Source organism: Protofrankia symbiont of Coriaria ruscifolia, assembly GCF_900634745.1.
GTDB classification, from domain to species: domain Bacteria; phylum Actinomycetota; class Actinomycetes; order Frankiales; family Frankiaceae; genus Protofrankia; species Protofrankia californiensis.
In genome coordinates this window covers 44,248-65,904 of sequence record NZ_CAAAFR010000094.1, presented here as the reverse complement: position 1 = coordinate 65,904, position 21,657 = coordinate 44,248, and the positions used below count along the sequence as shown (strand labels likewise).

At 70.0% G+C, this 21,657-nt stretch carries 17 protein-coding genes and 1 riboswitch; of the genes, 1 reads left to right on the top strand and 16 read right to left on the bottom strand.

The features are described 5' to 3' along the window. The 11 genes from CV1CTNOD_RS24695 to CV1CTNOD_RS12370 form a co-directional block, all read right to left on the bottom strand. Positions 1-316, bottom strand: a 316-nt coding sequence (locus CV1CTNOD_RS24695) for an ATP-binding protein (RefSeq protein ID WP_165485474.1), incomplete at its 3' end; no start/stop codon positions are given. Then, on the bottom strand, positions 307-2,364 hold the full coding sequence (gene cobJ / locus CV1CTNOD_RS12415) for a precorrin-3B C(17)-methyltransferase (RefSeq protein ID WP_242606628.1): 2,058 nt from the start codon (positions 2,362-2,364) through the stop codon (positions 307-309). The genes CV1CTNOD_RS24695 and cobJ, both read right to left, overlap by 10 nt. A gap of 15 nt (positions 2,365-2,379) precedes the next feature. Next, positions 2,380-3,648, bottom strand: a complete 1,269-nt coding sequence (cbiE, locus tag CV1CTNOD_RS12410; protein ID WP_207386388.1) for a precorrin-6y C5,15-methyltransferase (decarboxylating) subunit CbiE — start codon at positions 3,646-3,648, stop codon at positions 2,380-2,382. Further along, entirely contained in the window at positions 3,645-4,826 is a 1,182-nt protein-coding gene (locus CV1CTNOD_RS12405) for a cobalt-precorrin-5B (C(1))-methyltransferase (RefSeq protein WP_165485473.1), read from the bottom strand. The genes cbiE and CV1CTNOD_RS12405 overlap by 4 nt, the downstream gene beginning before the upstream one ends. Further along, positions 4,823-5,755, bottom strand: coding sequence for a precorrin-4 C(11)-methyltransferase (gene cobM / locus CV1CTNOD_RS12400; RefSeq protein ID WP_431607107.1), 933 nt, complete (start codon positions 5,753-5,755; stop codon positions 4,823-4,825). The genes CV1CTNOD_RS12405 and cobM overlap by 4 nt, the downstream gene beginning before the upstream one ends. Beyond that, positions 5,755-6,498, bottom strand: coding sequence for a precorrin-2 C(20)-methyltransferase (gene cobI, locus CV1CTNOD_RS12395; protein ID WP_131786268.1), 744 nt, complete (start codon positions 6,496-6,498; stop codon positions 5,755-5,757). The genes cobM and cobI overlap by 1 nt, the downstream gene beginning before the upstream one ends. Next, positions 6,495-8,069, bottom strand: coding sequence for a cobyrinate a,c-diamide synthase (locus CV1CTNOD_RS12390; protein WP_131786267.1), 1,575 nt, complete (start codon positions 8,067-8,069; stop codon positions 6,495-6,497). The genes cobI and CV1CTNOD_RS12390 overlap by 4 nt, the downstream gene beginning before the upstream one ends. Then, entirely contained in the window at positions 8,063-8,668 is a 606-nt protein-coding gene (gene cobO / locus CV1CTNOD_RS12385; RefSeq protein ID WP_131786266.1) for a cob(I)yrinic acid a,c-diamide adenosyltransferase, read from the bottom strand. Before cobO ends, CV1CTNOD_RS12390 begins: the two co-directional genes overlap by 7 nt. Before the next feature lie 3 nt (positions 8,669-8,671). Then, the gene (locus CV1CTNOD_RS12380; RefSeq protein ID WP_131786279.1) at positions 8,672-10,855 is read right to left on the bottom strand and encodes a VWA domain-containing protein; all 2,184 of its coding nucleotides are present in this window, start codon (positions 10,853-10,855) and stop codon (positions 8,672-8,674) included. A gap of 103 nt (positions 10,856-10,958) precedes the next feature. After that, positions 10,959-11,084, bottom strand: a riboswitch (cobalamin riboswitch). Positions 11,085-11,183: 99 nt separating this feature from the next. After that, positions 11,184-12,767: a TIR domain-containing protein gene (locus CV1CTNOD_RS12375; protein WP_207386387.1), complete on the bottom strand. Its 1,584-nt coding sequence runs from the start codon at positions 12,765-12,767 to the stop codon at positions 11,184-11,186. Between the two features lie 122 nt (positions 12,768-12,889). Continuing rightward, positions 12,890-13,801, bottom strand: a complete 912-nt coding sequence (locus CV1CTNOD_RS12370; RefSeq protein ID WP_131786264.1) for a mechanosensitive ion channel family protein — start codon at positions 13,799-13,801, stop codon at positions 12,890-12,892. 904 nt (positions 13,802-14,705) lie between these two features. Here CV1CTNOD_RS12370 and CV1CTNOD_RS12365 point away from each other — a divergent pair. Further along, positions 14,706-16,223, top strand: coding sequence for an O-antigen ligase family protein (locus tag CV1CTNOD_RS12365; protein WP_207386386.1), 1,518 nt, complete (start codon positions 14,706-14,708; stop codon positions 16,221-16,223). Between the two features lie 214 nt (positions 16,224-16,437). On the opposite strand, the gene CV1CTNOD_RS12360 is transcribed toward CV1CTNOD_RS12365, so the two are convergent. The 5 genes from CV1CTNOD_RS12360 to CV1CTNOD_RS12340 form a co-directional block, all read right to left on the bottom strand. Next, the gene (locus CV1CTNOD_RS12360; RefSeq protein ID WP_131786262.1) at positions 16,438-17,418 is read right to left on the bottom strand and encodes a GDP-mannose 4,6-dehydratase; all 981 of its coding nucleotides are present in this window, start codon (positions 17,416-17,418) and stop codon (positions 16,438-16,440) included. After that, a complete protein-coding gene (locus CV1CTNOD_RS12355; RefSeq protein ID WP_131786261.1) occupies positions 17,418-18,440 on the bottom strand; it encodes a hypothetical protein in 1,023 nt (340 codons plus the stop codon). The genes CV1CTNOD_RS12360 and CV1CTNOD_RS12355 overlap by 1 nt, the downstream gene beginning before the upstream one ends. Positions 18,441-18,463: 23 nt before the next feature. Next, on the bottom strand, positions 18,464-19,603 hold the full coding sequence (locus CV1CTNOD_RS12350) for a DegT/DnrJ/EryC1/StrS family aminotransferase (RefSeq protein WP_131786260.1): 1,140 nt from the start codon (positions 19,601-19,603) through the stop codon (positions 18,464-18,466). Between the two features lie 76 nt (positions 19,604-19,679). Further along, positions 19,680-20,390, bottom strand: a complete 711-nt coding sequence (locus CV1CTNOD_RS12345) for a nucleotidyltransferase family protein (RefSeq protein WP_131786259.1) — start codon at positions 20,388-20,390, stop codon at positions 19,680-19,682. Next, positions 20,387-21,514 (bottom strand): sugar transferase, encoded by a 1,128-nt coding sequence (locus tag CV1CTNOD_RS12340; protein WP_242606626.1) that lies wholly within the window; start codon positions 21,512-21,514, stop codon positions 20,387-20,389. The genes CV1CTNOD_RS12345 and CV1CTNOD_RS12340 overlap by 4 nt, the downstream gene beginning before the upstream one ends. Positions 21,515-21,657: the final 143 nt, after the last annotated feature.

Here is a 21,657-nt window from a genome sequence, read left to right as displayed (position 1 = left end):
CGGCCGCTGCCACGGACTGCACGGCCACAGGCGGTACGACCACAGGCGGTACGACCACAGGCGGTACGACCACCACCGCGGGCTGCACGGGCATCACCGTGTCGGCTGCGTTGACGGCGTCGATCGCGTCGATCGCGTCGACCGGGCAGATCTCGGCGCACTCGCCGCATCCGCTGCAGCGTCCGGCGAGGACGAGCGGCGGCCGCCCGCCACCGGTGCGCGGCGGTCCGGGTTGTAGCGCATGTTCGGGGCAGGTGAGCAGGCACGCTCCGCACCCGGCGCAGCTGTCGGCGCGAACTTGGTAGATCAGCTCCACCGGTACCCCCTCGGAGTGACGACGTGCCCGGCCACGACACGGGTGTGGGTGCTGCCGACCACCACCGTTGTCGTCATACCGACCAGGTCCAGATGTGGCGCCGGGGCAGCTGCCAGTTCCCCGATCGTGGTGACGGTGACCTGCTGAGCTGGGCGGAAGGCATCGGTGACGATGCCCACCGGGGTGGACGGCGGCCGGTGTTCGGCCAGCAGCGCCAGTGCCCGCGGCAGCTGCCACGTCCGCGTCCTGCTGCGCGGGTTGTAGAAGGCGACGACGACGTCGGCCTGCGCCGCCGCCCGGACCCGCCGTTCGATCACCTCCCAGGGGGTGTGCAGATCCGACAGGCTGATCGTCATGTGGTCGTGGCCGAGGGGTGCGCCGAGCAGCGCCGCGGCGGACAGCGCCGCCGTCACCCCCGGCACGCCCACCACGTCGAAGGAGTCGTCGGCCTGGTCCAGCGCCGGGCTGCCCATCGCGTAGACCCCGGCGTCCCCGCTGCCGATGAGAGCGACCGCGTGGCCGGCGCGGGCAGCCTCCACAGCCGCACCGGCGCGTGCCTCCTCCGACCCGAGGCCGCTGGCGAGCACGCGCGCGCCCGGTCGGATCAGGTCGCGTACGGAGTCGACGTACTGGTCCAGGCCGACGATCACGCTGGCGCGGGCGAGTTCACGGGCGGCACGTGGGGTGAGCAGATCCCGGTCACCCGGGCCGAGGCCAACGATCGCCAGCCGGCCGCGGGGACGGTGGCGGGCCACCGCCACGGTGGCGTGTGCGCTCACCCGTTTGGGCACGACGAGCTCGGCGCCGCCGGCGAGCATGGTGCCGCCGGCGGCGAGCAGGCTTGCCGCCTCGGCGACGCTCGGCGTGCCGACCGCGGCCCGCACCACTTCGGAGGGATGCGGGACGTCGACGGCCGCGAGCGCCGCGGCCGGGTGCACGACCAGCGGCCAACCGAATGTGCGGGCGGCGGCGACGATCCCGGTCTCGTCCTGCTTGGCCTCGACGGTGGCCAGGTGGCGCACGGCCAGCGGTGACAGTCCGGCGTCGGCCAGGACGCTTTCGACGAGGTCGACGACTTCCCTCTCGGGTACGCCCCGGCTCGCCCCGACCCCCACGACCAGGCTGGGCGGCCTGTACACCACCGCGGGTGCCGGTGGTGTGACGATCCGATCAGTGATCACGATGGTAGGCATCGTCGGCCTGATCGGCGGGGCTGGCGCGGTCGGCACGGCTGACGTCGCAGGCCTGATCTGCGGCACCGGCCTGGCCGCGTCCGCGCCGTCGGTCTCGTCGGTCTCGTCGGTCTCGCCAAGATCGGCGGGATCGGCGGGATTGGCGAACCGGACCGTCTCCGGTAGCGCGGGCAGCGGCCAGACGGCGTCCGCGTGCAGGGTCACGGGCTCGCCGGACAGGATCGCCGTGCCCACGGCGGCAAGCTGTGACCCGGGTTCGACGCGCAGACCGATGTCGGCGCCGAACGAGTCGAGGGCGGGTGTCGCACAGGCGTCACTGGCGGTGGTCACGATGGCGGTCGCACCGAGTGCGGCAGCGACGCGTCCGGCGAGGTCGTTGGCTCCGCCGGCGTGCCCGCCGACGAGGGCGACCGCCCACCGGCGTGCCTCGTCCACGCAGACCACGCCCGGGTCGCTGTCCTTGCCGGTGAGCAGGTTGTCGGCCAGCAGCCGGACCGTCGCTCCGGTCGCGAGGAAGCAGACCACCCCGGCGCGTTCGGCGACCGCCGCGGTGAGCGCTTCGCGGGCCGTGCCGTCGTAGAGCCGGGCGTCCGGCCAGGCTTGCTCGAGCTCCCGGGCGGCCGCGCGACCGGCCGCGGTCACCGCGACCAGGCCGATGCCCGACCGCCCGGGTGCCTCCGGAGGCTGCTGGACAACAGCTGTCCGGCTCGCCTCCCCCAGCGTCCGGCCAGGCCGCGTTGTCGCCGGTCCGGACAGAACACCACCATCCGGATCTCCTCCGCCTTGCCAGCCGCGCGCGGATGGCCCGTTCGCTGATCGAAGGCCGTTGTCCGGCGGCCTCCTACCGTCCGTCATCGTGACCATCCGTCGTTATGATCGTCCATCATCGTGCTCACCAGTGCGTTCTCCCCAGACGAGGACGATCGGGTTGGTCGCGGCCAGGCGCAGCGCCCCGTCCGGCAACGGTCGCAGGCGGGATGCGGCGAGCTGCGTTCCGCTGACGTCGAAGCCGGCGGCGGCAAGCGCCTCCCAGGTGGGACGGACCCGGTCGAGAGCGGCGAGGGCGACGGCCACGCTGCGTCGTGCGTGCCGTGCACAGGCGGCGACCACTTCCGGTCCGCCGCCGCCGACGAACACCGCGTCCGGTGCGGGCAGGCCGGTGAGCACGCCCGGTGCGCTACCCGGGACGACCTGGACGGACACCCGGTGTGTACGCGCGTTGGCGCGGGTGCGGGCGCAGGCGTCCGGGTCGTGGTCGACGGCGACGACGGCCGCGCCCAGGCGTGCGCACTCCACCGCGACCGAGCCGCTGCCGGCGCCGACATCCCAGACGAGGTCTCCCGGTCCCGGGCCGAGCCGGGCCAGGGCCACCGCCCGCACCTCCGCCTTGCTGATCATCGAGTCGCGGTGGGTGAACGCGGCTTCGTCCAGCGCCCAGCCGGGCGGGGAGGTCCGGTGGGGGAACAACCACCCGGCCCGGTCGGAATCCTGCTCCCCCGGACGGGGATGGTCGGTGTCGCGCACGATGACGATGTTCGGTTCCCGCCAGTCACGGCGGGTGGCGGCCTGCTGCGGGGTGCACCATCCGGTCCGTTCGGCGGGCATGCCGAGTTCCTCGGCGACGAACATCCGCCGGGGTAGCCCCACGAGTGCCGCGCCGAGCGCGGACGGGCCGCCAGCCGGCCCCGGCCCGGTCAGCACGGCGACCGTGTGGTGGGCGCGGCAGACGTGGACGGCCCGCCGCAGGCTGCGGCCGTGCGCGCTGACGACCAGCGCGTCGTCCCAGGGCAGGCCGGCGCGGGCGAACGCGACGGCCACCGACGAGGTCGCGGGCAGCAGTTCGACGTCGACGCCGTGGTCGCGGTCGAGTCCGTGCCGGCGCAGCGTCCGGAGGATGCCGAAGAACCCCGGATCGCCGCTGGCGAGAACGACAGCCGGCCCGCCGCCTGCGGCGAAGTGCCCGGTCAGCTCGGCGAGACCGGCCGCGACACCGCCCAGGACGACGGTGCGTACGCCGGCGGGGAGGTGTCTCCCGAGCGCATCCAGGTGGCGGCGGCCACCGACGACCAGCGTGGCGGTGGCGAGCGCACCGGCCGCCTGGTCGGTGAGCGCGTGGCCGTCCCAACCGATCACTGTCACGCGCACAGTCCCACCCATGCCGGTTCCGTGGCGGCCACGCAGGACGTCCCGGTGAAGTCGACCATGGCGACCCGGGCTCGCAGGCGTCCGTCGGTGAACCGGGCGAGGACCTCGGCGACCCGGGCGCACAGCAGGTCACCGGCAGTCCGCAGCAGTCCGGCGCAGTCCCACAGCTCGTAGGTGTGGCGGGCGGTGTTGGCCGTGGCGACGGCCGCCACCAGGTCCGGACCGCCGCCGGCGTCCGTGGTGATCCCGGCCAGGAGGTCCGGGGAGACCTTGGACCGGGTGTAGTGCGTCATCAGGATGCCTGCGGCGAGCTTGGTGAGCTTGCCGGCCATGCCGACGAAGACCACGTCGGTCATGCCCACCTCGACCGCCCGGCGTAACGCCGCTCCGGTGAAGTCGCCGACCTCGACGAAACACACCTCGGGCAGGGCCGGTAGCAGCCGGATGGCGGCGGACTCGGTACGCCCGCCGGTGGCGAGCACCACCGTGCGCAGGCCCTGGGCGGCGGCCACCGCCACGGCCTGCTCCACCGATGCCCGCCAGGACGCGGTGGAAAACGGCCGGACGATGCCGGTGGTGCCGAGGATCGAGATCCCGCCGAGGATGCCCAGGCGGGCGTTGGTGGTCCGCCGGGCCATCCGTTCCCCGTCCGGCACGCTGATCACGACGCGCAGCCCGCTGGTGTACAGGTCGATGACCTCCCCGACCGACTGAATGATCATCGATCGGGGTACCGGGTTGATCGCAGCCTGGCCTACGGTAAGCCCGAGCCCGGGTTTCGTGACGACCCCGACGCCGCTCCCGCCGTCGATGTCGACGCCGGTCGGTGTCCGCCAGCTCACCGTTGCGGTCAGGTGCGCGCCGTGGGTGACGTCCGGGTCGTCCCCGGCGTCCTTGACCACAACCGCCTCGGCGCTGCGACCGGCATCCACGTCCAGCTCGCAGCGTTCGACCGGGAACGTCACCCGCTGTCCCGACGGCAGGGCGACGGTGACCTCCCGCTGCGCCGTCCCGGAGAACAACGCGGCGCTTGCGGCCTTCGCGGCGGCGGCCGCGCACGTTCCGGTCGTCCAACCGGTACGTAATGCGACTGGCCGGACTTTCGCGGTGCGCGGCAGGTCCGGTTCACGCAACGGAACCGGTGGGGGAAGGGCTGGGTCAGGGCCGGTCACGCCGGCCGTTCCCCGGATGCCCCGGGACGGTCGTGCTGCCCGTCGCGAGAACGCAGTGCGGTGCGGGCGGTCCGTTCGGCCCTGCGGAACCCGTGGAAGTGACCGGGATGGTAGAGGTGCGAGCGGGTCCCGCCGGCCGCGAGCGCGGGGCCGACCAGCACCAGCGTGTGCTTCCACAACTTGTGCTCACGGATCGTGGCGGCCAGTTCGGCAAGCGCACATCGCACGATCAGCTCGTCCGGCCAGCTCACCCGGTAGGCGACCACACAGGGCGTATCCGGTGGATAGCCGCCGTCGGTGAGTTCGGTCTGGAGCTGACCAGATCGGGCCGCCGACAGGAACAGTGCCATGGTCGTGCCGTGCGAGGCGAACCGGGCCACCTCCTCACCGGGGGGCATCGGGGTCTTCCCGCCGGCGAGCCGGGTCAGGATCACCGACTGGGCCACCTGCGGGATGGTCAGCTCGCGTCCGACGGCCGCGGCGGCCGCGGTGAAGCTGCTGACCCCGGGGACGATGTCGGTGGCAAGCCCCAGCTCGGCGCAGATCTCCAACTGCTCCTGCAGCGCGCCCCACAGCGCCGGATCACCGGAGTGGATCCGGGCCACCGCGAGCCCGGCGCCGGTGGCCCGCCGGTAGATCTCCCGCACGCCTTCCAGGGGCAGCCCGGCCGAGTCGACGATCTCGGCATCGTCCCGAGCATGGGTGAGTACGTCCGGATGCACCAGCGAGGACGCCCAGATGACCACATCGGACTCGCCGATCACCCTGGCGCCGCGCAGGGTCAGCAGGTCCGCGGCCCCGGGGCCGGCTCCGACGAACGTGACCCGGCCGGTCCCGCAACCAAACCCGTGACCGGGCCCGCCTGTCGTCACGTCTTCGGGCCCGCCTGCGCAGCCGCCTGTGTTCGTACCGGCGGTCGGGTCGGTGATCATGCCGGCCACTGCCGCCGCCGTGTCGAGATCACCGTGGACAGGTAGGGGCCGGGCCGGTCGCGGGGCAGTTCACCGGCGGGACGGATGTCCTCCTCGGGCAGGCCCGTGCAGGCACCGTAGACGGCCGTGCCGTGCGTGCCGTCGAGCCGGTCGGCCGCGGCCAGGACGTCGAGGACCTGCGGCAACGCGCGCCCCCCCTTGTAGGCGATCACGGTGTCGTGGTCGGCCACCGCCCTGTGGTAGGCATCCACCCCCGCGGTCAGCGGCAGCAACGCCACGGTTTCGGTGCCCACGGCCAGCACCGTGCCGGACCGGGCGGCAAGATCCTGCATGGCCATGATCCCCGGAACGGTTTCGATGGTGACCTCCGGTAGCAGCGCCCGCACCCGGGCCGCCAGCGTGGTGAAGGTCGAGTAGACGTTCGGATCACCGATCGTGGCGAATGCGACACTGCCTGTAGGATGCTCACGCAGGGCCTGGCTGACCGTGACCGCCGGGGCGTCGTAGTCGGCGTCGCCGGTCATCCGGAACGCCACGTGGCGGATCCGGTCATGAGTGACATGCGCGCGCACCGTCGCCTCGGCCCGTCCCGGCGGCGGCAGGCCCTCACTGACCGGGACGAACACGACATCGGCCCGCTCCAGCGTCCGGACGGCCCGGACCGTCACCAGATCCGGGTCGCCGGGGCCGACACCGACACCGACCAGACAGCCGCGGACCCGCACCGCCTCGGCGCTCATTCCTCTCCCCCCGCAGCAACCCGTCCCGCGGGGGGAGAGGAGGCGGCCGCTCCGGCCGATCTTGCCCTGCGAGCCGTGGCGACGAACCGTTGCGCCGCCCCGGGCAGGCCGGCCCAGTGCAGGTGCAGGTAGGAGGCATGCACGTTGCCGCGCACGAAACCCTCCGCCCGATCGCCGACCTGCCAGGCCGCCTGCGGCGCATCCCCGATGAGGGCGGCTGCGGCAGCGGGGCCGGTAGCGGCGTCGGCAAGGACCGACGTGTGGTGGAACTCGTGCGCCGTCACCGCGGTACCCGCGGCGGCGACCGGGTTGTCGCAGGCGGCCACAGCCCGGCGGTAACCGAGCGTGAGACGTGGTCCCATTGCCGTGTCGGTGTCGAGGATCCCGCACATCGGATGCCCATCGAGGGAGCGGGCCAGGTAGAGCAGGCCCGCGCACTCGGCGACGATCGGCGCGCCCCGGCGCGCCAGCGCCACCACCTCGGCCCGCAACAGCACATTGGCCGCGAGCACGGCGGCATGCTCCTCGGGGAATCCGCCGCCGATCACCAGCCCATCGGTGCCCTCCGGGAGCGCCTCGTCGCGCAGCGGGTCGACAGTGACGACCTCGGCGCCGGCGGCGCACAGGAGCTCGACCTGTTCAACATAACCGAACGTGAACGCAGGCCCGCCCGCGACGGCGATCCGCACCGGCCGGCGCGCGGCACTCCCGCTGCCGATCCCGGCTCCCGTCCTGGCTTCCACCGCAGCTTCCGTCCGGCCTTCGTTTCCGGCCACAGGTACCGCCGGCGAGGTGGCCTCGGCCACAGCTTCGGATGGTGTCCAGGGCCGGACGTCCAGAGGCGGAGCCGACCGGGCGAGGGCGAGCACGGCATCGAGATCGCAGGACGCGGCGACCAGGGCCCCCAGCGCCCGGACCGCCTCGGCCGCGGCCGGCGCGCGCTCGGACGCCGGCACCAACCCGAGATGCCGCGAGGGCACCGTGGCGCCGGCGTCCCGGCGCAGCATCCCCAGCACCGGGATGCCCAGGTCGGCGGCCGCGTCCCGCAGCAGCCGTTCGTGGCCCGCCGAGCCGACCCGGTTGAACACGACGCCGGCCAGGCGCACCCGGGGGTCCCAGGTGGCGAAGCCGTGCACCGTGGCGGCAACCGACCTGCCCGCGGCGGACGCGTCGACGACCAGCACGACCGGGGTGGCGGTCAGGCGGGCCACATGGGCGGCGGAGGCGAAGTCGACGGGCTGGCCGGGCTCCGGCACCGACACCCCGTCGAACAGGCCCATCACCCCTTCGACGATGGCGATGTCGGCGCCGCGGGCGCCGTGGGCGAGCAGCGGTCCGATGCGGTGTTCGCCGCAGAGCACGGCGTCGAGGTTGCGCCCCGGCCGTCCGGTGGCGAGCGCGTGGTAACTCGGGTCGATGTAGTCCGGGCCGACCTTGTGCGGGGATACCCGCAGGCCGCGGGCGGTGAGGGCGGCCATCAGCCCGGTCGCCACGGTGGTCTTGCCCGCGCCGCTCGCCGGAGCAGCGATCATCAGCCGTGGCGGGAGCGTGCCGTGGGCGTTGTTCACCATTCGATCCCCCGCTGGCCCTTCTGGCCGGCGTCCATCGGATGCTTCACCTTGGTCATCTCGGTCACCAGGTCGGCGGCGTCGAGCAGCGCGGGTGGCGCGGCGCGACCGGTCACGACGACATGCTGGCGTCCGGGCCGGGTACGCAGCACCTCGACGACCTCGTCCACATCGATCCACCCCCACTTCAGCGGATAGGTCAGCTCGTCGAGGACGTAGAGCTGGTAGGTCTGCGCGGCCAGATCCCGGCGGATCTGCGCCCAGCCCTCACGCGCGGCCTCGGCCGGTTCGGCGCCCGGGTCGATCCGGCGCTGTACCCAGCTCCAGCCCTCGCCCATCTTGTGCCAGGTGACCGCGCCGCCCTCACCGGTGGCGGCGAGGGTGCGCAGCGCCCGTTCCTCCCCGATCCGCCACTTCGCGGACTTGACGAACTGGAACACCCCGACCGGCCAGCCCTGCGCCCAGCCGCGCAGGGCCAGCCCGAACGCCGCGGTCGACTTCCCCTTGCCGTCACCGGTATGGACGATCAGCAGCGGGCGGTCCCGGCGGGCCCGGGTGGTCAGGCCGTCGTCGGGTACCACGGCCGGCTGTCCCTGCGGCATGCTTCAGGCCGCCTTTCCGGGACGGGTGGATACCGTCGGCTTTCCAGGACGAACGGATCCCGTCGGCGTCCCGGGACGCATGGGCCCCGCCGGGCCGGCCGCTGCCGACAGGGCGGCCAACGGAACGGTCGTGCCACCGAGGATGGTGGCCAGACGTCCGGCCAGGCCCAGGCGGACGTGCCCACTCTCGCAGTCGACGACGACGCTGGCCACACCGGCGCGGGCCAGCGCGTGCGCGGCGGCGGCCGGATCCGGGCCGGTCGTGGACCGGCCGTCGGTGACGACGACCAGCAGCGCGCGCCGGTCGGGGTCACGCCGGTGTTCGGTGGCCAGAACCTGCCCCGCGCGGGTGAGCCCGGCGGCAAGGGGGGTGCGCCCGCCGGTCGGCAAGGAGCTCAGCCGCGCCGCACCCACCTCCACGCTGGACGTCGGCGGGAGGACGACATCGGCGCCCGCACCCCTGAACGTGATCATTCCGATCCTGTCGCGGCGCTGGTAGGCGTCCAGGAGCAGGGAGAGCACGGCCGTGGTGACCGTACGCATCCGGGCGCGGGCGGCCATGGAACCGCTGGCGTCCACCACGAACAGCACCAGGTTGCCCTCGCGTCCTTCCCGTACGGCGCCGCGCCGGTCGGACGGCCGCAGGAGCAGCCCCGGCCCGTGGCGTCCGCGGTCATGCTGCCACGGTGCGGCTGCCCGCAGGGTCGCTGGCAGGTGCAGGCCGGTGGCTTCCGGCGACGCGGTGACCACCGCACCGTGGCGGGTGCGGGCCCGTGAGCGCCGCCCGGCCGCGCCGAGGCCGGTACCGATGTCGGGGATCTCCAGGCGGCGGGGGCGGAACGCCGGTCCGGGCGGGTCGGCGGGACGGCCGTCGGCGGCCTCCGCGGCGTCCACCTGCCCGCGACGCGGGTCGGGTTGGCCGTACCGGCCGTGACCGGGTGCGACGGCCAGCTCGCAGGCGGGCTCCGGTTCCGCCTCCGCCTGGTGAAGGGGTTCCGCTTCGGCCGGACGCGGGGCCGGCAGGTCACCGGCAGGGGTGAACGGCAGCCCACCACCAGCACCGTCGCCACGACTGCCATCACCATCACTGTCAGCAGCTCCAGCATCACTACCGGCGCCGGAACGACCTCCGCCACCACCGCCGGCCGGTGGTCCATCGGGATCCGTGGGTGGTTCCCCGGCCTGTTCCAGGGCCTCGGCAAGGGTGTTCTCGTCCAGGCCGGGAGCGTCGAAGGGGCCCCGGCGGCGCCGGTGCGGCAATGCGAGGCGGGCGGCGCGGCGCACGTCGTCGGCGGCAACGCTGTCCCGGCCCTCCCAGGCGGCCAGCGCGATCGCGGTGCGGGCCGTGACCACGTCCGCGCGCATCCCGTCCACGTCGAACGCGGCACAGACCGCGGTGACCTGGCGCAATGCCGTGTCGGACAGGTCCACGGCGGGCAGCCGGTCGCGGGCGGCGGCGATCCGGGCGGCAAGGGCTGCGTCCTCGTCAGCCCAGGCGGCGGCGAAGGCCCGCGGGCCGGCGTCATAGGCCAGCCGGCGGCGCACCACCTCGGCCCGGACCCGCGGATCCCGGCTGGCCGCGACCTCGACGGTCAGCCCGAACCGGTCCAGCAGCTGCGGGCGCAGTTCGCCCTCTTCCGGGTTCATCGTCCCGACCAGCAGGAACCGGGCGGCGTGGCGGACCGACACCCCGTCGCGTTCGACGTGGGCGACACCGAGCGCGGCCGCGTCCAGCAGCAGGTCGACAAGATGATCGTGCAGGAGGTTGACCTCGTCGACGTAGAGCAGGCCCCGGTGGGCGGTGGCCAGCAGCCCGGGGCGCAGCGCCGTGACGCCCTCGGCGAGCGCCCGGTCGAGGTCGATCGACCCGGTCACCCGGTCTTCGGAGGCTCCCACCGGCAGCTCCACCAGCCGCACCGTCCGGGTCGCCGCAGGGCTGCCGGGGGAATGCGGGCCGTCCGGGCAGCCGGCGTCGTCGGAGGCGGCCGGGTCGCAGGAGAACCGGCATCCGGTCACCACGTGCAGGGGCGGAAGCAGGGCCGCAAGCCCCCGCACCGCCGTCGACTTGGCGGTGCCCTTCTCCCCGCGGACGAGCACCCCACCGATGGCCGGTGACACCGCGTTGAGAACGAGCGCGAGCCGTAGATCGTCCATACCCACCACCGCGGACAGCGGGTAAGCCGTCATCATGCTCCCGACCATGCGCCGACCACCGGCTGGCGGGCGTGAATGGGCATGCCGCGGTCCTCCCTCGGGTTTCCTCGCCCTCGGTAACGGTGCGGACGGCCGAAGTATCCCGGCTTCCGGATCAGTGCTCCCCCTCGGCCTTCCGGACGCATGCGCATCCGTGACATACGGTGAGGGTTCGCTCCCCGGTTACGGTGGCGGGACCGCGCCGGATTCCCACCGGCTTCCTCCACTGCCGTCGCCCACCCAGCATGGCACAACATGGCACCACGAGGTGGCGCGGCACAGCCAGGCACTGTGCGTGCCACCCCGGTATCCACCCAGGCGTTCAGGGCGGCGGTGTCCTGCGCGAGTGAATGTCAGTGGATCTCGAGGTGCCCCGGTGTGGCCGCCGCGGGGCGTTCGGCCGCTGCCACCGGTCCTCTCCGTTCCGCATCTCAGGAGTTGGGGGCGCCGTCCCCGAGGCGATGACTTCCAGCCGGCCCAGCTTGTCAGCGACCATCATCCCGAATCGCTCCGGGGTGATGGCGCGCAGGTCGATGGCGACCATGTCCGAGAGCAGGCCGGGTAGTGCGGTGTCGTCGAACCGGGCCGGCAGCACATACTCCCGGCGTTCCCGCACCGCCCGGTTCAGCGCGGCTCGGCGCTCCAGATTCGTCCAGTCCCCGGCGGCGTAGTCCGCGGAGACGAACACGACCACCACCGAGGCCCGCTCGGCGTAGATCACGGGAAGTTCCTCGGCCAGATACCTCCCCCACAGGTCGATCTGCTCGTCCGCGTCGTAGAAACAGCGCACCCCCCGCGCCCTCAGCGCAGCCGCGACTCGCTTCACGTACGGCCGCTGCGCCCCGGCGAACGACAGCGCGACATCCCACCGCCGGTCATCTGAGGTGGTTGCCGGCGGAGGGACGACTGACCTCCCGGGGATGCCGAACAACAGGGGATCACCGGCGACCTCATAGGGGAGATGAAAAGCTGCGGCGGCCTCCGGAACGTCGACCAGGTCGCACAGGATACGTTCCGGTTCGTTGAGGAAATCTGGCGGCGAACCCTGCCGGTATGTCGCGTCGAGCCATTCACGACCCGAGGTGGTGATATTGGCCCACGCCGGTTGGAGTTCCTCGGGCGCCGGCCGCCGGACCACCGGCCCGCCACCCCCGAAGGCGCCGTCGCGAACCGGTGGTGAAATGGTCGCCGCAAGCAGTTCGCCGAAAGCTGGATCCAGCGGGCCCGCGGAGGCCACCGAGACCCGGATGCGGTATGCGTGGTCGGTGTAGCAACGTACCGCTTCTGCGTAGAGCGGTTGTGCCTCGATCGCGAAGGTGTCGGCCGGTACGCGTCCTTTGTAGGGCCTGGGCGGTATCTCCGTCGCGAGCACGGCGTATTCCCCGGCGAGCGCGCTGAGCGCATATCGGAGGCCGTCCCCCACCATGTATGGTTCCAGGCAGATGCTGACTAACGTCGGATACTGCTGCCGCGCGAGTGCGCGCCAGAGCGGTTCCCAGGAACGGTCACCATCGGTGAACGCGGACACCGCGAAGCAGAGCCGGCGCCCGGTGTCCGTCCGGGTACAGTAATGGTGGGTCAGTCGCTTGCGTATTTCGGTTAGCCCGTCCAAGTGCGGTTCGATCGGCGCGAGCCAGTGCCGGACGTCTGCCGTATCGGCAAACGGCTCGGCCGCGACGTGGTCCGGTACGGCCGCCAATCGTTCCCTCAACGCGACCGCCGCGTGGGCGGCCCTGGCGTTGTCAGGAGCGAAAACCCGTCCGAGAATGGCGCAGGACAGGCTTCCGGACCCGGGGTCGCTCAGATATCGCAAGTCGAAACAGAGCGGGCCGGCGGTCGACCGCTGTGCCGCGATCCAGGCCATCTCCGTGGCGAAGGCGTCGGCGCGCCGCCGAGGTTCACTCATGTCGGAATACAGGCCTGAACCCGCCGTGGGTGTGATCGGCGCAAGACCGACCCCCACCCACGCCCAGACGCCGTCCGGGACGGACTGTCGATACACCCCGTCCTCACGGACACCGTTCCATGTCATCGCTGGTAGGGAGGTTCATCGCCGTTCTGCCAGGGCTGGTCGCCGAAGCCCGGTGCCTGGTGCTGCTGCCCCGGTGGTGGGCCGGCGAAGCCGGGGTTCCCCGCGACCGGCGGTGGGGTCGGGCCAGGGGCGTCGATGGGTGGCAGGCCATGGGGGAAACCGAATCCGATGGGCACATCCTGCCCCTCGATCGCGACGTACAGTCCTTCCCGGCACGCGGCATGGACGGCTTCGCGCATCGCCCTGGGCCGTTCGGTACGCAACATGATCGTCTCCGGGTCGGTCCTGCCGAGCATGCCGTTGACCAGATCGACCAGATATTTTCCGATCAGGACATAGCCGCGGCGCGAACGCCACATCATCCACCCGAGGTAGAGACTCGTGCCATAGCCGAACACCGACACGTACGCCGAGTAGTTCCCCTCGGTCAGCACGAGCCGGTTACTGACGTGCCGGGCGCCGATGCCGGTATACATGCGGCGGACCGTCCAGGCGAGCGGAATCTCGCGGACCCGGAGAGAACCGGCGATCTTGCTGTACGTGGATTCCACGCTGCCGGTCCTGTCCTCCAGCAGGACCCGCCATTCTCCAATTGGCTCGGTAAACCGCGCGAGTAGCAGGACCACCCAGAAAATGATACCCGCCACAAGGGCACCGAATCCCGCGATGCTGACCGCCCCCGAACTGCTGCCGCCCACCGCGGCGAACAGCGAGAGAAAACCGAAGACGAACCAGACCAAAAAAGACGCGAACAATGCCCTTATGAACAGCATGAACATGGTGTTCAGGCTGACACTGTCGTCGAGTGACAGCTCGATCGGCCGATGCCGCAGTGTTTTGTCGAGATAAGCGGCGTTGCCGTCACCACCGCGCCATCCGGGAATGTTCATCGCTTCCGGATAGATCATCGTTACCCCCTCGTGAGACGGACTCGCCGTCCGATGTCGAAAGTCTGGCGCGGGTGCGCGACGCGTGGTACCCGGCCGACCATGGATTCCGTTCTGCGGACCGACAGCATCACCACACGCCCCGGACCCCTGTCCCGATCCGTCCCAGACCCGGAAATCGAATGGAGGTCAACCGTGGGCCGCACCTCCGGCCGGCGGCCAACCCCGATCTTTCGCGTGTCGGGCGGGTCGGCTTTCGGGTCCACCCCCACTCTTGTTGATGTTGATTTGCGGCTGTCAGGTCGTGATGGTTCCGCCCGGCTGTCGCACAGGTGGAACCGCCGGTCCACTGTAAATCATGCGTGTACGCGCCCCTATCACGCCCAACCGCGTTCGCGATAAATTCGATCACGCGAATCGGCTACGGACGAAGCCCTGTAGCAATCGCCGAAAAACAACGAATACGCTGGTCAGCGCCTCGAAGGCCGGTCAGCGGGCGCAGTTCCGCGGCAGCCCCGCTGGCCTGCATCGACGTTGGTTCTTCCGCCGGAAACACCGGGACCCCCGAGAGCACAACCCCGCTGTCGTACTCCGGACACACCTCGATCGCCTCCCTCACCCGGCACGCCCGCCTCTCCCCGCCGGAAGCTCCGGCCCGCCGCGACCACTGTGTCGGAAAAGACAGTCGGAGCCGGGAGAGCGCCCGCGACCACCCACAGGCGGCGTAGGTGAACTACTACATCCGCGGGAACTGCGCGTGTCCGGGTCGGCATACGGTCGACTGCGGTGAGCCATACGGTCGACCGCGGTGAGCAAGGTGGACCGATGTCGCGCGGACCGGGAGGTTGCACATGCCTCAACGAGCTGACGGGACGATCTCCGACAACACAACCACCCGGCACAACACAACCGCTTGGCAACGCTGATGCAAGCGGTCGCCCTGGAATCCGCCCGCCGGCGATCGGCGATGGCCGAGTGGTTCGGCAGACCGGAAACGGTGCTCGCCGTTGCCGCGACCGCCGCCGCCGCGCTCATCGGCGCCGCGCTGGCCGAGCGAGTGTGGGTGGGGCTGGCGCTGCTCGTGTTCATGCTGTACGTCGCCCTGGCCGCCGTGGACCTGCAGCTCGGCATCGCCCTGTGGACACCGGCCCTGTTCTTCGAGGCTGTTCCTGCTCTCAACCTCGGCGCGAAGGCAGCCGGTCTGGTCATCATCCTGTTCTGGCTCACGGCGCCGGGCCGGCGGACGCAGCGGACGGCAGGGCAGGCGGTCGTCGGGTTCTCCGTCTTCAGGCACCAGCCGGGGCTTGTCGCCCTGGGCACGCTGCTGCTGATGTGGCTGTCGCTGTCTCTGCTGTGGGCCGTCGACATCGGGGAGGCCGCCACCGACCTGTGGCACTGGTGGGCGCTGGGGCTGGTCTTCGTCGTGGTGAGCACGGCTATGGCCGAGGTGAGGGCCGTACGTCTGGCGAGCGGCGCGTTTCTCGCCGGCGCGGTGCTCTCGGTGACCGTCGGCCTGATCGGCGCTGGTCCGGACCCGAAGAACCCCGCAGGCTCAGCCGGAACCGCCCGCCTGCAGGGAGGGGCGGGCGATCCCAACTTCCTCGCCGCGTGGCTGCTGGCAGGATTGATCCTGGCGGTCGGTCTCATCGCGGCAACCAGGAACCGGACGCTGCGGTGGGTCCTCGTCGCTGCTGCCGGCGTCGACGCCGTCGGCCTTGCCTCGACCCTGTCACGGGGTGCGTTCGTCGCCGCCCTTGCCAGCGCGCTCGCCGCGCTCGTCCTGCTGCGACGCCAGCGTCGTCAGGTGGCCGGGCTGATCCTGCTCGGCGCGGTCGCGGCCGCGGCCTGGCTGTCGACGTCGCCCGCCGCATGGCAACGCATGACGGCGAACGACCGCGGGGACGGCCGGGTGGACCTGTGGATGGTTGCCTGGAGCATCGTCCGGGACCATCCGATCCTGGGCGTGGGGCTGAACAACTACACCGTGGTCGAGAGCGACTACGTGCGCCGGGTCGGACCCATACCGTGGGTCGACATCATCGTCAGTCGTGCGCACGAGGTGCACAACTCCTACCTCCAGTTGCTCGCGGAGAACGGGATCGTCGGATCAGCCCTGTTCCTGGCCTTTCTCGTCGCCTGTCTGCGGGCGGCGTTCCTCGCCGCGCGGCGTTTCGAGGCGCTCGGCGACCGGCGAAACGCCGCTCTCGCGAACGCGGTCCTACTGGCCACGTTCAGCATGACCGTTTCGGGCCTCTTCCTGTCCAACGCCGTGGACAAGCGTCTGTGGTTCCTGCTGGCGCTGGGGCCGGCGCTTCTTCGGGCAGCGGTCGACAGCCCATGTCCGTCCGAAAAAAATTCGAGCCCCGAAAGAATTTCCGCGGCCGATCCGTCGTCTCCTTGTACCGAACGTTCACCGAGACCAGTTGATCAAGGAATTACGTGACCATCTGCGTGACGTGTCCACTCCGGATCTCAAGTCCGAGACCTGGACCCCGAATTGGGCGCGGACCTGATGTCAGTCAGTCTCTCGGGTAGTATACCGCCACACTGAATGATCAGGCGGTCCGTCGAGTTCGACGTAATAGAAGCTACGACGTAATAGAAGCTACTTTGCATCGGAGAAGTTCTTCGTCTCCGTTCCGCTCATCCGGAGTATTTCATCTGGAGTATTCGCCGATCCGGAACCGGCTCATGTTCGACTCGATCCATCTGATCGTCGCCGAGAGTCCGGCACCGAGATCGACCTTGGGATTCCAGCCGATGAGCTCATGGGCCAGCGCCGGATTCGACACCAACCGCCTGACCTCACTGAGCGGGGGCCGCAGCCGAGTGTCGTCGACTTCGACGGCGAGCCGGTGGCCCAGCAGTTCGCCGACCACGGCGACGAGCTCAGCCACCGAGACGTCGTTACCTGTCCCCAGGTGTACGGTGCGGCCGACGGCGGCATCGGATTCCGCCGCGGCGATGAAACCGGCGACGGTGTCCGAGACGAAGGTGAGGTCCCGACGGGTGTCGAGCTCCCCGAGCAGGAGCGTTTTCCCGGCCAGTGCCTGCGTGACGATGGTGGCCGTGACGGCGCGGGTCGACTGGTGCGGACCATACGTGTTGAAAGGTCTGAGAACGGTCACCGGCAGCCGGTGCGACCGGAAGAAGGCGTCCATCAGCTTGTCGCCGCCGATCTTGCTGGCGGCATAGGGGGAATGTGCTTCCAGGGGGTGGTCCTCGGTCATGGGGACGGTCCGGGCGGTGCCGTACACCTCGCTTGTCGAGGTGTGCACGACTCGGCGTACCCCCGCGCGCAGGGCGGCTTCGGCGACATTCAGCGTCCCGAGCACGTTCGTTTCGAAGAAGTCCCGGGCGTTGACGTAGGAATATGGGATGGCGATCTGCGCCCCGAGATGAAAGACAACGTCCGCACCGGTGATTGCCCGCCCCACCGATTCGACGTCGCGTAGGTCACCGAATATGACCTCCATATCACGCACGACGTGCTGATCGTGCCACTCCAGGCTGCCCCGATCGCCTCGGGAATTGTAACGGAGAAAGGCTCGGACGTGGCTGCCGCGGCGCACGAGCGCGGTGGCCAGGTGTCCGCCGATGAACCCTCCCGCCCCCGTGACGACAGCTGTCTCCGCCATTATCGGGAGGGCCCGATCGGCTGCCCATCCAGCACATCTGCGGCGGATGCCGCATCCGCGGCGGGCGTCGAAGTCGAAGCCGGTGGCCTGGACATCAGGGCCACGCCGTCGGTTGTTCCTGATCCCGCCTTTGTTCCTGATGCTGCTGCTGCCTCGAAGCTTTCCTGCTCAACGTTCTTCTGCGTGGAGCTTTTCTGACCGTGGTGTACGTGTGCGAACCGTTCGGTCGCGACGGCCGCTCCCGCCCCGAGGACGACGCCGGCCAGCGTGGTGATTGTCAGTACCAACCACGCCGGCGCGCCTGCGGCCGAGGTCGGAATCGAGGCGTCCTGTGACAGGGACACGGTGGGATCACCGCTGCCGCTGACCTGTTCCAGTTCGATCAGCCATTGCTCGAGCGCCGCGGCAGTCGCGCCCTGCTGGTCCGGGACGCCGTTTTGCTGGTTCTGCAACGCGTCGAGCCGGGCTCTGATCATGAGGATCGACGAATCGACGAGGCGCCGCAACGTTGCCTGCCGGACGTCGATCAGCGAATGCGCGTACGCGTTGGCGACATCCGCCGCGGTCTTTGCCTCGGGGGCGCTCGCCTTGACCTCGAGAATGTTGGTCTGCCCCTTCGGCATCACGTCGACGGCCCGCTGGACCCGCTCCGCCGTCCAGGGCGCCCCGAGCCGCGTCGCCGCGACTTCCGCGATGTCGCGATTCTTCAGAGCGGCGGCGGCGGTCTGGATCGTCCTGATCGGATCACCCAGATCGCGCACGAGCGGTAGCCCGAGCAGGCTGCTGTCATCCTTTGTCAGCGGCGAGACGAGGAGTTCCGCCTTGGTATGGTATGCCGTCGGCCGCAGAGCGAGTACCAGCAGGCCGCCGCCCAGCGCGGCGAGGACGACTACGACCACGAGTAGCCGGTGTGCTCGAAGAGCCCGGATATCGCTGTGACGCTCGTCGTCCCGCCCCTGCGACGGGTCGTCCCGCCGCAGCGCGGCGGACAGCGTTGTAGGTCTCCCCGCTGGTGGCTCCATGTCGTCACCTCACAGACGTCTCGTCACAGACATCTTGTCCTGGCGAGTGCCTTTCCCGTCGCACTCACCACGTGCTCCTGCTGTTCGTCCCGCATGCGGGAGAACATGGGAAGCGTGACCGTTCGCGTTGCGTACTGGTCCGTTATCGGCAGCTCCTGCGAGGCTGCATAGACGGCTGTCCGGTGGACCGGTGGATAGTGAACGCTCGTCTGGATTCCCCGGTCGGACAGCTGTTCGCGAAAAGCGTCCCGGTCGACGTCCTCGGGCAGGACGACGGTGAACAGATGATGCGCGGAGACAAGTCCTTCCACGGGAGGGAGCGGAATCACGACGTCGAGATCTCCCAGCGCCTCCCGGTATCGTGCGTCAAGCTGCGCCCGCCGATGGTTCTCCTCCGCCAGGCGTCCCAGCCGACAGGAAGCCAGTGTGGCCCGTGGCTCGTCTATGCGGTAGTTGTAGCCGAGGGCGACGACGTCGTAATTGCGTGCGCGGCCCCGGTGGCGATCCCAGGTGAGCGTGGTCATGCCGTGAGAACGCAGCAGCCGCACGCGGGATGCAACCGTCTTGTCCGCGGTCACCACGACACCACCCTCACCGACCGCCAGGTTCTTGTTCGAAAACATGCTGAAGGCACCGGCAGCGCCGAAGGTGCCGAGATGGCGACCGTGCCACCACGATCCGGCGGCATGTGCCGCGTCCTCGAGAAGAATGAGGCCGCGGCGATCACACAGGTCGCGCAACGCTCCGATCTCGCCGGCGTGCCCACCGTAGCCGACGTACATGACGGCTTTCGTCCGGCTTGTAATCATCTGTTCGCAGGCCGGCGCGGACATCCATGGCCGCACGAGTCCGGCGATGTCGGCGAAGACCGGTGTCGCGCCCGTGTAGCGGACGGCGTTGACGGTCGCCACGAATGTCAGTGACGGAACAATCACCTCATCACCGGCGGTCAGTCCGACCGCGAGGCACATCAGGTGAAGCGCCGCGGTCCCGTTTGTGACCGCGACCGCGTGCTCCGTGCCCACGAAACGCGAGAAGAGGTCTTCGAACTCCTGGGTCCGCGGCCCCATGCTGAGCCATCCCGACCGATAGGTGTCGGTCACCGCCCGGAGGTCGTCATCCTCGATCACAAGCTGTGACAACGGCACGGCCCAGTCCATCATTGTCGGCAGACTCCTTGGGGAAGGTCCTCGATAAGGTTCCTGACAAGATTCTTGACCAAGGTTTTCGTCAGGAACGTCACAGTTCGGTGAGCAGCGCTACGTCCTGCACCGCCCGCTCATATTCCTGGGGAGTACCGATGTCGTACCAGGGGGCGTCACTGGGATATGCCGCCACCTTCTCGCCGGCCGCGAGCAGGCGTTGGACCAGCTCCGGGAACTGGCATTCACCGCCCGGCAGGTATTTCAGCGCACGCGGCTCGTAGATGTAGACGCCCATACTCACGTCATAGTGCAGCGTTGGTTTCTCACGGTAGGAGCTGACATAGCTGCCGACGGTCTCGAGAACGCCGAGATCGATGTTGACGGGATTCTTGTGGGTGGCGATGGTCAGGGCGGCGCCGGCCTCGAAGTGGAAGTCGACCAGCTCGCGGTAGTCGAGGCCGGTCAGCACGTCGCCGTTCATGGCGATGAACGTCTGGTCGAGATCGGGGACCGCCTTCAACGCCCCGGCCGTGCCCAGTGGCCTTTCCTCCCAGTGCCAGTGAAGCTGCAGTCCCGGTTCGATCCGGGTCTGAGAGAAATAGGCGGCGATGAGTCCCCCCAGATAGTTCACGCAGAGGTCGACCCTGGTCACCCCGACAGCTCGCAGCCGGTCGATTATGTGCTGCAGGATCGGACGTTCACCAACGGGCACGAGCGGTTTGGGGATGATTGTCGTGTACGGGCGCAGCCTGGTGCCGAGCCCCCCGGCAAGGATAACCGCCCTGATGTTCGACAAGCCGCTCATCGGTATTCCCAATTTTCGGCCCCCCGGTTTTCGGCCCCAGTGGAAGTCCACCCGGTTCGCGGGGCATGGCGTGACATGACATCCGGCGCCGACGAGAAGTTCGGCGGTGCTCGGCAACATCCACGATCTTGTCGCCGTTCCGTGGGTACCGCGGACGTCCGCGGTACCGGAGAAGGCCGTGCGGGGGGACGCCGGACCGAAGAATGCCGAACCAGTCGGAACTGCTTTTTTTGCCCGTCGTATTCGACGTCGAAGCGGCAGAACATCACAAGCGGCGTCCACAGCAGCAGCTTGAAGTCGGTGGTGAGTCGGCGGTTACCGGCGTACAGGCGGTCGAGTCGCACCTTCTCCGGGAGCAGGTCGTCGACATAACGATGCACCGGGTCCCCGTCGCCGATCAGTTTGCTCTCGTCTCGGAAGATGAGCTGCGTCCACCCCGACAAACCAGGACGAACCGTCAGGATTTCCTGGTATGCGTCCTGGTACAGGGCCACGAACCGGGGGTCCTCGGGCCTTGGGCCGACCAGACTCATCTGCCCTCGCATGACGTGCCACAGCTGGGGGATCTCATCGATCCGCCGGCGTGCAAGAAAGGCACCGATACGCGTGAACCGTTCGTCGCCGGCCGCTGTCACCGGTGGTCCCGACGTCCCCGCCCGCATCTTCCTGAATTTCAGGACGGTCAGCGGATCGCCCCGATGACCCACCCGCAGGGCTCGATAACACACGGGCCCTCTTGATTCGATCTTGATGGCGAGCGCGACCAGAAGAAGCGCCGGCAGGGCTACCAGCAACAAAGCGGCCGCCAGCAGCGCCTCGGCGACAAGCTTTGTCCCGGCGACAAGATTTTCCCTGGCAGTGAGCCCCGTTCTGGTAGATGTCCCGGCGGACGGACATCCCGCGAGCAGGGCCTGGCGTTCTGCAACCGATCGTTCTGCAACCGATATGGTGACGAAAGCCTGCCGGATCTGATTCGCCGATCCAGCAGGTCCGGAAGCCGATCCAGCGGGTCCGGGAGGCCGAAGTCCCCAGGCTGCCGAGAGGAATCCTCGAATATGGAGCGCCGTAGACGAACCGGTGCCCGAGCGGCCCCGGACTGGTTCGTCCGCATGAAACTCGCCCACACGAAGGAGCACTTCTTCCCCCTGCTTTCCACGTCAGCCTGTGGCGCGCCGCCGGCCTTTCCGTGCCCGAGGCTCCTGCCGGATCCGGGGCCCGAAAGCCGACCCGGGCGGTCCGGAAGACCCAATTCCCCGGGTCGCCACCG